The sequence below is a fragment of the Marinobacter sp. BSs20148 genome (assembly GCF_000283275.1).
Lineage (GTDB): Bacteria > Pseudomonadota > Gammaproteobacteria > Pseudomonadales > Oleiphilaceae > Marinobacter > Marinobacter psychrophilus.
The window spans coordinates 12,093-28,779 of sequence record NC_018268.1 but is presented as its reverse complement, the minus strand read 5'-3'; the positions used below and the strand labels follow the sequence as shown (position 1 = coordinate 28,779).

Below are 16,687 nucleotides of genomic sequence, written 5' to 3'. Positions count from 1 at the left end.
CATGGCCGCTCCCTTAACAAGTGCCACCTGTGAAAACTCCGATATTACCCCCGGTTTTCACGCCGTTCACGCAAATCATTTAGAAGATCTGCGCCGGGCGGTGGTGTTTATCTGCCAACAAAGCCCGCTGCCGCCGCTGCAAAGCGAGACGTTTCTGGTGCAAAGCAACGGTATTGCCCAGTGGTTAAAGCTGGCGCTGGCGGAAAAGCGCTCAGAGAATGGCCGCGAAGGTGGCTTGGGCATTGCCGCCGGTATGGATTTTCTGTTTCCGGCGCGATTCATCTGGCAGGCCTACCGCGCCGTGCTGCCGGACGGCGACGTGCCAGAGCAATCCCCCTTTGATAAACGCAGACTGGTGTGGCGGCTTTACCGGCTGCTACCGGAACTTGTTGTTACAGATGAGGCGTTCAACCCGCTGGCACGCTTTCTGGACGGCAGCGACACCGATTTGCGGGCCTTCCAGCTGGCAGAAAAAGTGGCGGATCTGTTTGACCAGTACCAGGTGTTCCGCGCCGATTGGCTAGCTGCCTGGGAGCAGGGCCGGGATGTGGTGATCAGCACCCGTAACGGCGAAAAACCGATTGAACAAGATACCCGCTGGCAGCCAATGCTGTGGCGCAAGCTGGTGGAAGACACCGGCGCCGAAGCACACACCAGCCGTTCGCAGATTCACACCCGTTTTATGAAACAGGGCCAACAGCTTGCCGCGCCTTCCCATCCGAGCCGTTTACCCAAACGCATTGTGGTGTTTGGTGTATCGTCTTTGCCACGCCAGGCGCTTGAAGCTCTATACGTGCTTAGCCGTTTTAGCCAGGTAGTGCTTTGCGTTCATAACCCTTCGCAGTTCTACTGGGCCGACATTGTCAGCGATCGCGAACTGCTCAAAGCCGAGCGCAAGCGCGGTGCCAGCCACCCCACGCTGTCGCAGATTGACGATGCCGACCAGCTGCACCAACACGCCAACCCACTTTTGGCGGCCTGGGGTAAACAGGGTCGGGATTACATTCGCCTGCTGGACGAATTCGACAACCCTGACGAGTACCGCAGCAGCTTCCAGACGCCGGATCAGAAGATCGACATCTTTTCCGAGCACGGAGCAGGTCAGACAACCTGCCTGCTTCACCAATTGCAGAACGATATTTACAACCTGACGCCGCTACAGGAAATTCGCGATGAGCAGCGCAAGCTTGATCTGAGCCAAGAGCAGCCTTTAGGTGCTGAGGGCTCTTTATCGGCTGATGACTCCGTTGCCTTCCACAATGCCCACAGCCCGCAGCGTGAAGTGGAAATACTGCACGACCAGCTGCTGGCCGCGTTTAACGCCGACGACACCCTGCGCCCCCGCGACATCATGGTCATGGTGCCTGACATTAATGTCTATGCACCCCACATTCAGGCGGTGTTTGGCCGCTACACGGCCGGCCGCAAACGTCATATTCCGTTTACCATTTCCGATCAGGGCCAGCGCAACCACGAACCGGTATTAATAGCCCTGGAAACCCTGATGTCGCTACCGCGACACCGCTTTGGCGCGAGCGAAATCATCAGCCTGTTAGAAGTGCCCGGCATTCGCGATCGTTTTGAGATTACCGAAGAGGAAATCCCCTTGGCGCGGCGTTGGGTAGAAGGTGCCAATATTCGCTGGGGCCTGCACGGTGCCCACCGCGAAAGCCTGGAACTGCCAGCCGATCTGGATCGCAACACCTGGCAATCTGGCCTGCGTTCCATGCTGCTGGGTTACGGCATGGGCGACGACGAACCCTGGGCCGGCGTTCAGCCCTATGGGGAGATTGGCGGTTTGCAGGCCAGCCTGGCCGGGCGCCTTGGCGACTTTGTTTACCGCCTGGAAAAAGTGTGGCAAGACCTACAGGCAAGCCGCACACCGCAACAATGGGAAGCTCTGTTTGCAGCCATGCTTGAACAGTTTTTCCACAAAGTAGAAGGTCATGACCTTTTGCTGCTGAACCGCTTTCGCCGCCAGCTGGAACAATGGCTGGAAGACACCTTGGCCGCTGGGCTGGAGCACCAGCTACTGCCATTAAACATTGTCAAAGACGTGCTATTGGACGGCCTGGATGAAGGCGGCCTGAACCAGCGTTTTCTGGCCGGCAAAGTGAACTTCGCCACACTGATGCCCATGCGCGCCATACCGTTCCGCACTGTGTGCCTGCTGGGCATGAACGACGGTGATTATCCACGCTCGCGGCCGCCGGTAGATTTCGACCTGATGGCGCAGGACTATCGGCCCGGTGACCGTTCCCGCCGGGAAGACGATCGCTATCTGTTTCTGGAAGCCATGCTGTCTGCCCGCGAACAGCTTTACATCAGCTGGGTAGGGCGCAGCATCCGCGACGACTCACCAAGGCCGCCATCGGTGCTGGTGGGCCAATTGCAGGATCACTTGAACGGCTTGTGGCAACTGCCAGGGCAACCCGATGTCGCGGTAACGGATGCACTGACGACCTGCCATCCGCTACAACCGTTCAGCCGCGACTATTTTCCCCAAAGCCGACACGCCCGCAGCCTGTTCACTTACGAACACGAATGGCGAAGTGCCCACGGCACTGTCTCGACAGACGCGCAGCAGCAGGCTCTGGCGTACCAGCAGCCAGAAGAACCCATCACCCTGAATGATCTGTCCGGTTTTTTGAAAAAACCGATAGATACGTTTTACCAGCGCCGCCTTCAGGTGCGCTTTGAAGACGTGGAAGACGACGATACCGACACCGAAAATTTTGATTTGAACGGCCTTGACCGATGGCGCCTGGACACCGAACTGATTGAGCAGGGTTTGCTAAAAGCCAGTAGCGAGGAAGACTTGGAACAACGCCTGAAAACCACTCTGGATTGCATGGCCCGGCGCGGTGACCTGGGAATGGGCACCACCGAGCGCCGTCTGCGTAACGAGCTGTCTGGTCGCCTTCCAAATTTGTTCGAACGCTATCAAAGCGCGCTGGCCGAATGGCCCGAGGAAGTCGGCGAACCGCTGCCGTTTGAATATCGTCTGGCCAACAGCACCGGCTCGGTGGAGGTGCTGGACCTGATTGATCACCTGCGCCGCAACCACGAAGGCAATATCTGCCGACTGGCCATCGCGGGCTCCAGCCTGCTTACTGGCAGCGGTAATACCAAAAAAATCCGCTACGCCAATCTGATGCGCGACTGGGTGATTCACCTGGCCGGGCAAATCACAGCGCAGCCCTTTGAAACCCTGATTCTGGGCAAAGAAGAAAAGCGCAATGTGCACTTTTTACCTCTGCCAAAGGAAACGGCACGTAAGCATCTGGACGCCATATTGGCACGCTGGATGGACGCCAATACGCGCGCATTACCGGTGCACTGTGAAGCCGGTTTCGCCTGGATTTACAGTTTTTATCAAAGCAAAAAATTTCTTGGTGAACACGAGCGCGCCATCAGCGACGCCGAGCAAGCTTACACAGTGGCGCTAGAGCGCGACACCGGCTACCTACGCGGCGCCTTTGAAAGCGCTGAATTATTGCTGGAAAGCGGCGAATTTGAAGCCCTGCTGCACCAACTCTATGTGCCCCTATGGGAAGCAGAACAAAACAAATCCGCCGCCGGTCAGTTTGAGGACAAGGTATGAAGGCTACTACACCTTTTATTGCGCCCTTAATGGCAAAGCCAAACCCCAATCTTGACCCATTGGCGCTACCCCTGAACGGCAGCACCCTGATTGAAGCGAGCGCCGGCACCGGCAAAACCTTCACCATTGCCATTTTGTACGTGCGCCTGGTACTGGGCCACGGTCAACCTGAAGGCGGCGCCCTGGCCGCGGGCCTGGTACCGCCAAACCTGCTGGTGGTCACTTTTACCGACGCTGCCACCAAAGAGCTGCGGGACCGCATTCGCGTTCGGCTGACCCAAGCCGCCGAGGTGTTTTCCAATATCGCCAACAGCACACCGCCTACGGCAGAAACCGCGCTGATTCACCAGCTGCGGGATGACAGCTATCCAGACCCTGCCGCCTGGCCGGACTGCCGCAAAAAACTGCTATTGGCAGCGGAGTGGATGGACGAAGCCGCGGTGTCTACCATTCACGCCTGGTGCAACCGAATGCTCAGCGAACACGCCTTCGACAGCGGCAGCTTGTTCCGGCTCACCCTGGAAACCGACCAAAGCAGCCTGATGGACGAAGTCGTGCGGGATTACTGGCGCACGTTTATTTATCCGTTATCTCCAGAGCTGATGGACGAGGTTATCGACCACTGGAAAACCCCGGACCAACTGCAACAGGCGGTGCGCAATCTGCTCTTGGCTGTTGATTCTCTCGACGCAACAAGCAGCAATGTAGAACAGCTGATTGAGGCCACCGCAGAGCAGCGCAAAAAGCAGTCACAAACACTGAAAGCCCACCCCTGGGCAGATTGGAAGCCCAAAGTGACCGACATGCTGCTGGCACTGAACAAAAGCAAACGCCTGCACGGCGGCAGTATGAAACCGATGATTACGGCCTGGGACACGTTACTAGAGTGGTTGAACTCAGATGAACTCTACCCGGCCGGGCTGGAAAAAGCCGGCTTTCAAAACCAGACACCAAAAGTGCTTGCAACAAAACTTAAAGGTGATGGCGATGTGCCACACCACCAGGCTTTTGACGTTATTGCAGAACTGATCGCCTTTCGCGAGAACCTGCCCAGTGCCGAGGCCGATATTCTTCGCCACGCGACCCATTGGATTGCAGCGCGGTTGGAATCGGAAAAACAGAAGCGCTCGGAAATGGGTTTTGATGACCTGCTCACCCGGCTGGACGACGCTTTACACGGCCCCCGTGGTGACCAACTGGCGGCCACCATCCGTCGCCAGTTTCCGGCAGCGTTAATCGATGAGTTTCAGGACACCGATCCGGTTCAATACCGCATCTTCGACCGCATTTACCGGGTAGCAGAGAATCATCCGGATACCTGCCTGCTCATGATCGGCGATCCAAAACAGGCCATCTACGGCTTCCGCGGCGCCGACATTTACACCTATCTGGACGCCCGCACCGGCGCCCACGAACGCACCTGGACACTAGGCCGCAACTTTCGCTCGTCACGGCCTATGGTGGCAGCAGTGAACCGGGTGTTCGAGTATGGCGACCAATACAGCTCCGAAGGCGCTTTTCTGTTCGGCAAAGGCGAGGCTTCAGCGCTGCCATTTCAGGCGGTAGAGGCCAACGGCACCAAGCGCCTTTGGGCCGTCAACGGCAAGCTGCAACCCAGCTTGACGCTATGGGCCAGTGAAAGCGAAAACACCGACAAAAGCGGAAATCGCAAAGGTCTGGCCAAAGGCAACGCCACCCTTGATGTGGCCAGCACCTGCGCCAGTGAAATTGCGCGCCTGCTGACGTTAGGCCAGCAGAGTTTGGCCGGTTTTGCGCTGGAAACCGACCTGGATGACATAGCGCCGGTAGAACCCAAAGACATTGCCATTCTGGTAAACAACCGTAAAGAAGCTGCGGCGGTGCGAGAGGCACTAGGGCAACGGGGAATAAAAAGCGTGTACCTGTCTGACCGGGATTCGGTACTGGCGTCTCCAGAGTCAAAAGAAGTGCTGTGTTGGCTAAAAGCCTTTGCCGAACCCCGCCAGCTGGCCTATGCTCGTGCGGCCCTGGCCACACCAACCTTGGGCTTGCCCTGGGTCTATCTTGATCAGCTACTCACCAACGAGATGGCGCTGGAGCGTGAAATAGAGCGCTTCATGGGCTACCAACAGCAGTGGCAAAGCCAGGGCGTGCTACCCATGCTGCGCAGTTTCCTGATGGATTTTAACGTACCCGGCCGGCTGCTGCAGCGCGCCGGCGGCGGCGAACGCCGGCTAACCGACATTCTGCACATTGCCGAGCTGCTGCAGCAAGACAGCCTGCAGCTAGACGGCGAACACGCACTGGTGCACCACTTCACCGCTATTCTGCGGGCCGCCGACGAAGAAGACGAACACCGCACCCTGCGCCTGGAAAGCGATGCCGGGCTAGTAAAAGTGATCACCGTTCACAAATCCAAGGGCCTGGAATACCCGCTGGTGTTTTTACCCTTTGGCACCGCCTACCGCGCAGAAAACGAGAAACAGGCGTTTGTTCGTTATCACGACAATAACGACCAACTGATCACCGTGTTCGACCCCACACCAAACGACGTCGAACAGGCGGACAAAGAGCGCCTGGGCGAAGACATCCGCAAACTCTACGTCGCCCTGACCCGCGCCCGATTTGCCACCTGGGTAGGCGTAACTGAAATTGAAAACTGGCAGCTTAGCGGCCTAGGGTATCTGCTAAGCGGTAATCCTGCTGCCAAACACTCGCTGAGTGGCGCCCTGCAGCAGCTGGCCGTTGGCCACAGCGAACTCTTCGTTGAATCGTTACCGGAAGCCACCGGCCAGCACTACGCAGAACCGGCACCTGGAGCCCTGGGGCTCGCACGGGTGTCTACCCGCGAGGCCCGCGAAGACTGGTGGATTGCCAGTTACTCATCCCTGGAATACAGCGGCCTGTCCGGCACCGGCATTGTGTTTGCAAGTGAGTTCGAAGACGCTGAAAGCCAGAACCTGCTCGAAGAAGGCGCGCACACCAACGATGAAGAAGACGCTGCCATTCTGCTCAGCCACAGTCTGCATTATTTCCCCAAAGGCGCAGGCCCCGGCACCTTTCTGCACGATATTCTGGAATGGTGTGTACAACAGGGCCTGCAACACCTTGTCGACAACCCAGCGCTGCTCCGAGAACAGCTCACCCGCCGCTGCAGTACCCGAGGCTGGAGCGATTGGGTAGACACTCTCGAACATTGGATACTCGCGCTGATCCGCCTGCCGCTGCCGCTGAGCCATAGCAGTGACAGCAGTAATAGCGGCGACAGCACCAGCCTTGCCAGCCTAAAAACGCTGCGCCCGGAACTGGAGTTCTGGTTTGAAAGCTGCAACGTCAGCACCCGGGCACTGGATAAGCTGGTTACCCAAAACACCCTTAATGGCGCTGATCGCCCTCGAGTGGATGGCGGGCGCTTCAACGGCATGCTCAAAGGCTTTATTGATCTGGTGTTTGAACACAACGGTAGGTATTACGTGCTGGATTACAAATCCAATGTGTTGGGCGACAACGACAGCGCCTATACCAACCAAGCCATGGGCGAGGCGATTTTGGACAAACGCTATGACCTGCAATATGTACTCTATTTGCTGGCCCTGCATCGGCTACTGAAAGCACGTTTGCCAGATTACGATTACGATCAACACGTGGGCGGTGCGGTCTATCTATTTTTGCGCGGCATCCATGCGCCAGGAGCGGGGGCGTTTTGCGACAAGCCACCGAAAGCACTGATGGAGCAACTGGATGCCATGTTTGATGGCAACGCCGCCGCGGAGGTGGCAGCATGAGCAAAACTCGGAACGTCGACAACCAGTTTGCCTTTGATTTGGACGAGACGGCACCCGTTACCGCCAGCTCCCGTGACAACAGGCTTGCCCTTCAGCACACCGATGCTCTGCTAGAACAACTGGACGCATGGCAGCAAGCCGGCTGGATTCGCCCGCTGGACGTGCGCTTTGCGCAGCTGATCCGGGATTTATCAGACGAACAAGGGAACACACCGGCACCCCTGGTTTTACTGCTTGCCGCACTGGTATCCCATCAAGTGGGCCGCGGCCACGTGTGCGTGGACCTTGCAACTCTGATGGCTGATGCCACAACAACATTGTCACTGCCGCCGGAAGAGCCAACGGCAGTTAGCAGCCAGAACAAGGCAAACCCGTCCAGCTCCGCTAAAGCGCCTATCGCAAATTCGACAAATACCAACCTGGGCCAAACCCGGCCAAGTGATCTGTTGGCACAGGTGTCCGTGCAGGAGTGCTTAAGCGCACTAAACGATGCGTTAGCGGTCAGTGATGGCTCGCACACCACGCCGCTGGTGCTGAGTGGAACCCGGCTGTATCTGCGCCGCTTCTGGCGCTACGAACAGTACATTGCTGCCGGCATTCAGCAGCGACTGGCGCAGCCATCCCCTCTGACTGACCCGCTATCGCCCGCAGCAGTTACTTTAAGCCAGGCGCTGGACGTGCTGTTTAAACCCCAGGGCTCTTTAAATTCTCAAAGCGCTTTAAACTCGCAAAATCCCCAAAGCTCTGTCGATTACCAAAAGCTGGCCTGTGCCTTGGCCGCTCGCAACCGCTTTGCGGTGATTACCGGCGGCCCCGGCACCGGCAAAACTACCACGGTGGTCAACCTGCTTGCGGCCTTGCAGTCCGTCGCAGGCGAGTCACCAGAGCGGGAAGGAGGGGGCGGGAAGAAAGGTAGAAAGTACCGCATTCGCCTGGCCGCGCCGACAGGCAAAGCCGCGGCGCGACTGAACCAATCCATCGGCGGCGCTGTCAGCCGGCTGCCCTTGGCACAATTGCCAGGGCAGGTCGCATTGGCGGATATACCCACCAAAGTAACCACCCTGCACCGGCTGCTTGGCAGCCGTCCAAACACTCGCAAATTCCGCCACAACCGCGATAACCCCCTGTTGGTGGATATTCTGGTGATTGACGAAGCCTCCATGGTGGATCTGGATATGATGGCGTCGGTATTCGATGCACTGCCGGCTAACGCTCAACTGATTCTGTTAGGTGACAAAGATCAGCTAGCCTCGGTAGACGCCGGTGCGGTGCTGGGCGAACTGTGCCAGCGCGCGCCAGACGGGCATTATCTGCCAGCGACAGTGCAGTGGCTGAAAGCCATCACTGGCACCGACATTCCAGCGGTCTTGCAGGATTCAAACGGCCAGCCCCTGGACCAGGCGGTGGCCATGCTGCGTAAGAGTTACCGCTTTGCCGAAGGCAGCGGCATTCGCCATCTGGCCGAAGCGGTCAACACCAACACACTGGACGCCGACACCCTGCAGCAGGCCCGCAATGCAACTTTTGAGGATGTGGTGTGGCTCAATGGCCGCAGCAAGAAGCCCTCTCTGGAGAGCACTCAGGCGCTGATCTGTGGCCATTCGGCCAGTGGTAGCCGGCAAGCGTTCAGCAATAACGCGGAAGGGCGAAGGGATGTTAACGGCCAACCCCTTCCGCCACCGGTGGGTTACCGCCACTACTTAACGCTGATGCAGGATCACAATCTGGACAGCAACAGCACAACCGGGCAGTGGGACCAACTGGCCAAATCGGTGTTGCAAGCTTTCAGTGATTTTCAAATACTCTGCGCCCTACGCCGCGGGCCCTGGGGCGTGGAAGGGCTGAACGACCTGATCGCCCATCACCTGCTGGCGCAACGGCTGATTCCGCGCGCCGAGGGCTGGTACACCGGGCGGCCGGTGCTGGTTACCGGTAACGATTACAATCTGGGGCTGATGAACGGCGACGTCGGCATTACCTTCAGCGTTACCTCGGGCATGGACGCGGTCACGGACCGGCAAAGCGATGACGAGAAAACACAGACAGTGTTACGCGTGGCCTTTCCCGCCAGTGATGGCAGCGGCGACATTCGCTGGATTTCACCCAGCCGGCTGCAACAGCTGGAAACCGTGTACGCCATGACAGTACACAAATCCCAGGGTTCGGAGTTCAATCACACCTGTTTGATACTACCAGACCGTTTAAGCCCGGTTTTGACACGAGAGCTGATTTACACCGGCATTACCCGGGCAAAAAACTGGTTTAGTTTGATAACCGGCGACGCCAGCGTTTTCAGCGACAGCGTGGGGCAGCGTGTGGTGCGGACATCCGGACTGGGTGCGGTGCTTGAAGAGTAAGTTGGGCCGCAGGCTCTGTTGCAGAACCTGCGGCGTAAAGCTCAGACGTGTTTAAGCGGACGTCTCTGAATCAGACATGGATTTGGGCTGCGAGAACACGGTCACTTCAGGCAGGTCACCAGTGAACTTCTCAACGTCGCCGGCTCCAGTTTGCCCACAGTTGCCTTGCGCCAGCTTCGAGGTCGCTATACCCGGGGTAAGATTATTAACATCGCCGTAACGACACAGGCTACCAATCTCACGGGGGTTAATCGGATCAAACCACCCACCCTCGGAAACTATAAGAACCCCCGGCATGACGTCATCTGTCACCATCGCACCGGCAAGAATCTGTCCACGGTCGTTAAACACACGTACCACATCGCCATCCTTGATGCCCCGGGGCTCGGCATCCTTCGGGTTTATCCAGCAAGGTTCGCGATTCTGCACCGCGTAAGTTTCGCGAAGCGAGGTGCCACACAGCTGCGAGTGCAGGCGACTACGCGGGTGGTTACTGGAGATGCCGAGCGGGTACCGGGTGGTTGGTCCATCCAATCGCTCAATTGGCTCCATCCAGGTAGGGTGAGGCGGACAGTCATCGTATTCGTACCCGGCGATCGCCCTCGAATAAATCTCGAATTTGCCGGTAGCGGTACCCAGTGCGCTAAGAATCGGATCATTGCGGAACGACTCGTGACGCACAAAGTACTTATTTTCATCCTTGAGCGGAAACGCAAGAGGCTTGTTGGAGTCCCAGAACACGTCAAATACCGGCATTTCCATACCCTTTGCCCGTGCCTCGATTTTCGCTCCTTCGTAAAACCCGCGAATCCAGTCCATTTCCGAACGGCCTTGGGTGAATTCATAACCTTTGCCCAGTTTGTCCGCGACCGCCGCAAAAATGTCGAAGTCGTTACGAGCTTCAAATTGCGGCTCAACCAGCTTTTTCATGGCCACAATATGGCTCAGAGCATAATCACCAACCTGTTCGATATCGTTGCGTTCGTAAGACGTGGTGCTCGGAAGAACGATGTCAGCGTGGCGAGCGGTCGCCGTCCATTGGAAGTCGTGCACAATGAAAGTATCCAGCTCGCGCCAGGCTTTGAGCATTTCGTTGCGATCCTGATGGTGTGCGAACGGGTTACCGCCGGCCCAATAAGCCATTTTGATCAGCGGCAGTTCGATTTCCCTACCGTTATACTGCATCGTCTTACCGGGGTTCAACAGCGTTTCGACAAAGCGCGCGACCGGAATGGATACGCCTCCACCACCAGCCAACCACGCGGCTCCTTCGGCGGCTTTAGCACCTGAGCCATTATCGATACTCTTCAGAATGGGACTTTCATGGGTCGGTGCACCGCCAGAAGAGTAATGGTAGCTCAACCCATAACCGCCACCGGGCAGGCCAATCTGCCCGAGCATGCACGCCAGGGTTATCAGCATCCAGGTGGACTGCTCGCCATGGTGCTGACGTTGCGTGGCGTAACCCAGAGCCAGCATCGTACGGTTGCTGGCAAAGCGTCGCGCCAAATCACGAAGGGTGTCTGCCTCTACACCACAAATTTCCGCAGCCCAGTCTGCATCCTTCGGCTGGCCGTCGGATTCGCCGGTTAGATACGGCTTAAATTCTTCGAAGCCGCTTACATAGCGATCAAGAAATTCTTGATCGTGCAGGCCTTCGCTCAACAGCGTGTGGGCGATGCCCATCATCATGGCCACGTCGGTCTGCGGTTTCGGAGTAATCCACTCAGAGTCGAGGTAATCGGCGGTCTTTGTTCTGACTGGATCGATGCTGATTGTTTTTACGCCGGCTGCCTTGAGCATTTCGACGCCCGGGAAAGCACCGTGATCAGCGACTTGCCAGGAAATATGAGAGTTGTTGCGGGGGTCGCAGCCCCAAAACACCATAAGATCAGTGTGCTCCGCAAGCACTGGATAAGTGGTGCATTGTTCGTACACTTCGATAGAACCTGATACGTAGGGCAATATAACTTGCGCCGCACCGGTAGAATAATCGCCCGAACTTGAGGTGTAGCTGCCGGTCAGGTTGAGCGTTCTTGCTAGCAAGGTTTGGCAGTTGTGCAGTCTGCCCGGGCTTTTCCAGCCGTATGATCCACCGAAGATCGCCTGTTGCCCGTATTCCCCGCGAACCCGGGTGATTTCACCCGCCACCAGCTCAATGGCTTTTTCCCAGGACACACGCACAAAGTCGCCTTCACCGCGGCCATCGGGATCGGCACCAGGCCCCTGCTCAAGCCAGGCACGGCGAACCATCGGATAGCGAATGCGCGATTGCGAGTAGATAGAATCACGCACACCATCAAGCATGTGCGAGGCGTGCGGATCGCCCTCCCAAGGTATGAATTTAACTGCGCGACCGTCTTCAACCACACCTTTAAATACGCCCCAATGACAGCCAGAAAGGATTTCTTTTGTGGTGCTCTGAGCCATTGCACCGCTGCTCAATAGCGATAGCGAAAAGGGCATGGCGCTTATCGCTGCTGTTGCCGCGGAACCCTGCAAAAAACGGCGACGCGTGGGCGAAGCGACGTCTGCTGTCGCAGCAACGTACAATCCGTCAGTTTTATTACTCATGCCAATTCTCCTTCACATTGTTCGTTAACAGACGTCGCGGCGTGATTCGTCATCAACAGCACAGGCTGAGCTGTGCGAAGCAAAGCTAGTAATAATTTGCCAGCACCTGCGTAAAATCCTTCAAGGTCTTGACGCTCTAGCGCTTCAGCGAACGCAGGCGACCAGCGTTGAAGTCGACGCACCAAATCTGCAGCGATCGAATAGCGGTTGCTGCCAAGAGCTGCCACCAAGGCCGCAAGTTCAATAGCAAGATGGTCAGCCGGTTCGCAGCAATCGCTGCTGACGTGTAAATCCAGGTCGCGCAATATAGCCTTCATTTCTGCCACAGACTGCTCGCCAAGCGATGGACTTTGACCACACCAAGCACCTTCATAGGGCATGACCGCACGGTTTCTAAAAATGCCCTCGAACAAAGCCGTATAACGGCGCTGCAATCGCACCGTCAGATTTTCTGGAGTGTCTTGCTCCAGAATGTAACAAAGCTGTTGTGCCACAGCGGGCGCGCCCAGTTGTGCGCCTATCCACTGCAGCGCGTTTTTGCCAGGCACTGCGTTGATGTCCATCACCTGCTGTTGAGAAAGCGGCGCAATAAACAGCCCGCTCAGCCATTCAGCGGCCACTAAAAGCCCGTAGGTATCTGTGTTGGTGCTGTGATCAACAGACGCACGATCGCAGCTCATTGAGGCACTCCTTCACTGGCTTTCTTAACGACCAGTGCCGGGATATCGGGGCTAAGATCATGGGAATGATTCTGCAAGTACGCCAGTATTAAACGGTATTCATCGTCGTTAAAGCTGGTGAATCGCTTCATTGACTTGAGAGTTCCAATCCATTGATTTGCAGTGAAGTGATCCTTTTCAGCCAGAGAGTGACAGGCCGAACAGGCGGTTTGATAGGCATTCTGACTGAAGCTCCAAAGCTCTTCTTGACTCAGATTGAGTTGGTTGGCATCAGACCAGACTTGCAATGTGACAGGGCGCCAGACCTGATCGGTTTTCGGCTCGATTTCGGTCTCGCCGCGCTGAGCTGCCGCTACAGCCTTGTCACCAAGCGCCGCCATAATGACCCGTTGACCTTTCTCCTGGTAAATAACCGAGGGTGCGTTTTCGGGCTGCCAACCTGAAATCTCGAGTTGCAACTTGTCTCCCTGCCTGGCGAGTACCCTGGCCTTCGCCCCGCTGAGGAATTTGCCGTCTTCGGTCTTGGCCTGTTCCATCTCGGACGTTGTGTAAAGCGACTTGGTGCCGGCTACGAAGACATCGTCTCCCTTGCTGATTTCTTGCGGGTCACTGGTCGGTAGAGGAGCGCTACGATCAAAAGCGGTATCAAGCATTACCACTTCCTCGGTGAAATTAGGCTCAGGCATTCCAGGCGCAGGTTTGTCTATCGGCGAAATGTGTTTCAAATAGACGGCCATTGCCTGTAAGTCTTGCCATGGCAGCTGCGAGGTGTTTTCGATAACTTCAGCCATATCGCCACCCGCTTGGCGGCCGATAGGGCTGACGCCGGTATGCAGGTAGTTTGCGAGAGAGGCGGCGGACCAGAAGCCTGTCCCAGTTTCATCGGGGGTAATGTTGGGAAAGTGGCCGCTACCTTCTGGATTCGGGCCGCCCGCGTAACGCTTTTCGTTGGGTACGTTACCCATAAAGGTTCGCGGCGAGTGGCATTCAACGCAGTGGCCAGCGCTTTCTACCAAATAACGCCCGCGCTCGAATTTGGCGTGATCAATTCCTGCGGGTAAATCAGCGGTATCAATACCAATTTCAGCGGTGCTTTTGCCGTCCAGAAAGGCCAGACGCCACACACCAATGCCGCGGCGTAGATTGTATGGGAAGTTAAGCTCATGGTCGGGCACTACCTTGTCGCTTTCTGGCAGCGCCATCATATAAGCGTAAAGATCACGCACGTCTTCCGGTATCAAACGCTGGTAAGACGTGTAGGGGAAAGCCGGATATAAATTATTGCCGTCAGGCCAGAGGCTGCTCGGACCCACACCTTCACGCACCGCGCGATCAAACTCTGCCAGAGTCCAGCTACCAATGCCGTGCTCCATATCCGGCGAAATATTAGGCATGTGGAACTTGCCGAAGGCAGTGTCAAGCACCTTGCCGCCGCCTAAATGTTCATCGCTGTCTTGGCCGGTCGTGGCATGGCAGGTGGCGCAGTCCGATGCCATAAATATGAGCCTGCCATTGTCGATATCGGCGGGACTGTCAGCGCTGGCCGCCGCCGGTAGGCTGTGAACCGCTGACCAAGTCCATGGGGACGTTAGAACCAGGAAGCCGGCAACACCAAGGACTGCAGCCCCCGCGATTGCAATGGAAATTTTCTTGCGTTTGCTTAGCATGGGGAGCTCCCGTAACTGTTGCGATGATATCGCCAACAACGCGAGGAGAATTTCGCTGAAAAGCTCGGACTGTTTTAACGTGCTCAATCAGCAGCGTTAAGTCCATCGCGTCGTTTGTGCGGTCTGTCTGAGACGTTAAATCTCAGACAACCCAACGTAACAAACAAAACACGGGCGCAGGACTTAAGCGTTCTGAAACTTGATTTTCGTCAAAATAACGAGGCCTATTCTTGATTCTCTTTATCACTGTGCTGTTGCTGCAACCACAGCCGGGCGTAATAGCCATCTTTTGCCAACAACTCATTGTGGCCACCGCTCTCCACAATTTGGCCCTGGTCCATCACCAGAATGGTGTCAGCGTCGCGCACGGTGGATAGGCGGTGCGCGATTACCAACGTTGTGCGCTGTTGGGTAACCTCGTTAAGGGCATCCAGAATGGCCTGTTCAGAGATCGAGTCCAACGACGACGTGGCTTCGTCCAGAATCAGCAACGGCGGGTTTTTCAGTAATACACGAGCAATGGCAACGCGTTGTTTTTCGCCACCGGAAAGCTTCAGTCCACGCTCACCGACTCTGGTGTTATAGCCATCCGGCAGGCTGCGGATGAACACGTCCAGGTTGGCCTGACGGGCCGCGTGGTGTATCTCGGCTTCACTGGCGCCGGGGCGGCCGTAGGCCAGGTTGCTGTAAAGGGTGTCGTTGAACAGCACGGTGTCTTGCGGCACCACGCCAATGGCCGAGCGCAGACTGTCTTGGGTAATGTTGCGAATGTCTTGCCCATCAATGGTGATGCTGCCGCTGTTTACATCAAAAAAGCGGAACAGCAGCCGTGCCAAGGTGGATTTACCCGCACCGCTGGCGCCAACAACCGCAATGGTGTGGCCTGCGGGTATGGTGATGTTTATGCCTTTCAAAATGGCCCGTTCCTGATGGTAGCTGAAGCGCACGTCGTGGAATTGCACTTCACCCTTTGCAATCGCCAGGGCTTTGGCATCGGCGGCGTCTTCAATCGCCGGCTTGTCGCCCAATAAACCGAACAGGCGCTCTACATTCACCAGTGACTGGCGAATTTCCCGGTACACAAACCCCAAAGCATTCAGCGGAATGAACAACTGGATCAGGTAGGCATTCACCATGGTGAAGTCGCCCAGCGTCATCTGCCCACTGGCCATTTCGCGCACGGCCATGGCCATAATGGCCACCATAGAGGCCCCAATAATAAACGCCTGGCCAATGTTCAGCACCGCCATAGACGTGCGGTTTTTAAGCCGCGCCTGCTCCCATAAATCCAGATCTTCGTCGTATTGCTCGGCTTCAAAGCGCTCGTTATTAAAGTATTTGACGGTTTCGTAGTTAAGCAGGCTGTCGATGGCGCGGGAGTTAGACTGATTGTCGCGGTTGTTGGCTTCGCGTACAAAAGCCGTGCGCCACTCGGTAACGCGGATAGAAAAAATCACGAATACCACCACCGACACCAGTATCGCTATAACGTAACTGACGTTGAAGGCCACCAGCAGAATGCCCGCCACCATCGCGATTTCCAGCAGGGTGGGCACAATATTGAACAGGGTAAAACGCAGCAAAAAACTGATGCCGTTGGTGCCACGCTCTATGTCCCGCGCCAAGCCGCCGGTTTTGCGATCCAGATGAAACGCTAATTCGCGAGCGTGAAGGTGGTTAAACACCCGCAATGATACTCGCCGCATTGCACGTTCAGCTACACGGGCGAAGATGGCGTCACGCAGCTCGCTGAACAGAGTGCTACCAAAGCGCAGCGCGCCATAGGCCAGCACTAACATCAGAGGGATCCACAGCACCATGTCAGCGCCACGATTTTGGTCCAGATAATCGACGATGTATTTCAATGCAATCGGCGTGGTGACTATGGCCACTTTCGCCATGACCAGCATGCTGACCGCCAGTATCACCCGGCCACGGTATTCCGCCAGGTAGGGCCACAGGCCAGCGATGATTTTCCAGTCCGGTTTGTGGTTGGTGGGGTAGTCGTTATCGGCGTAGGGGCGCACAGAGATTCCTTAAT

The 16,687-nt window shown here is 56.5% G+C and carries 7 protein-coding genes; 3 read left to right on the top strand and 4 right to left on the bottom strand.

Going from position 1 to position 16,687, the window contains the following annotated elements; translation table 11 throughout:
* Position 1: 1 nt before the first annotated feature.
* The 3 genes from recC to recD are packed head-to-tail and all read left to right on the top strand — an operon-like array spanning position 2 to position 9,725.
* Entirely contained in the window at positions 2 to 3,604 is a 3,603-nt protein-coding gene (recC, locus tag MRBBS_RS00075) for an exodeoxyribonuclease V subunit gamma (protein WP_014869334.1), read from the top strand.
* Positions 3,601 to 7,368 (top strand): exodeoxyribonuclease V subunit beta, encoded by a 3,768-nt coding sequence (recB, locus tag MRBBS_RS00070; RefSeq protein WP_014869333.1) that lies wholly within the window; start codon positions 3,601 to 3,603, stop codon positions 7,366 to 7,368. The genes recC and recB overlap by 4 nt, the downstream gene beginning before the upstream one ends.
* On the top strand, positions 7,365 to 9,725 hold the full coding sequence (gene recD, locus MRBBS_RS00065) for an exodeoxyribonuclease V subunit alpha (RefSeq protein WP_014869332.1): 2,361 nt from the start codon (positions 7,365 to 7,367) through the stop codon (positions 9,723 to 9,725). Before recB ends, recD begins: the two co-directional genes overlap by 4 nt.
* A 51-nt stretch (positions 9,726 to 9,776) precedes the next feature.
* Here the strand turns inward: recD and torA are convergent, their stop codons facing one another.
* The 4 genes from torA to MRBBS_RS00045 form a co-directional block, all read right to left on the bottom strand.
* Entirely contained in the window at positions 9,777 to 12,299 is a 2,523-nt protein-coding gene (torA, locus tag MRBBS_RS00060; protein WP_014869331.1) for a trimethylamine-N-oxide reductase TorA, read from the bottom strand.
* Positions 12,296 to 12,979: a molecular chaperone gene (locus MRBBS_RS18565; protein ID WP_014869330.1), complete on the bottom strand. Its 684-nt coding sequence runs from the start codon at positions 12,977 to 12,979 to the stop codon at positions 12,296 to 12,298. Before MRBBS_RS18565 ends, torA begins: the two co-directional genes overlap by 4 nt.
* Complete coding sequence (locus MRBBS_RS00050; protein WP_014869329.1) at positions 12,976 to 14,646, bottom strand: c-type cytochrome; 1,671 nt, start codon at positions 14,644 to 14,646, stop codon at positions 12,976 to 12,978. Before MRBBS_RS00050 ends, MRBBS_RS18565 begins: the two co-directional genes overlap by 4 nt.
* A gap of 224 nt (positions 14,647 to 14,870) precedes the next feature.
* Entirely contained in the window at positions 14,871 to 16,673 is a 1,803-nt protein-coding gene (locus tag MRBBS_RS00045) for an ABCB family ABC transporter ATP-binding protein/permease (protein ID WP_014869328.1), read from the bottom strand.
* Between the last annotated feature and the right edge of the window lie 14 nt (positions 16,674 to 16,687).

Excerpts from the sequence above, each read along its gene's own strand:
- recC (WP_014869334.1), top strand. The coding sequence starts at position 2 with ATGGCCGCTCCCTTAACAAGTGCCACCTGTGAAAACTCCGATATTACC.
- recB (WP_014869333.1), top strand. The coding sequence starts at position 3,601 with ATGAAGGCTACTACACCTTTTATTGCGCCCTTAATGGCAAAGCCAAAC.
- recD (WP_014869332.1), top strand. The coding sequence starts at position 7,365 with ATGAGCAAAACTCGGAACGTCGACAACCAGTTTGCCTTTGATTTGGAC.
- torA (WP_014869331.1), bottom strand. The coding sequence starts at position 12,299 with ATGAGTAATAAAACTGACGGATTGTACGTTGCTGCGACAGCAGACGTC.
- MRBBS_RS18565 (WP_014869330.1), bottom strand. The coding sequence starts at position 12,979 with ATGAGCTGCGATCGTGCGTCTGTTGATCACAGCACCAACACAGATACC.
- MRBBS_RS00050 (WP_014869329.1), bottom strand. The coding sequence starts at position 14,646 with ATGCTAAGCAAACGCAAGAAAATTTCCATTGCAATCGCGGGGGCTGCA.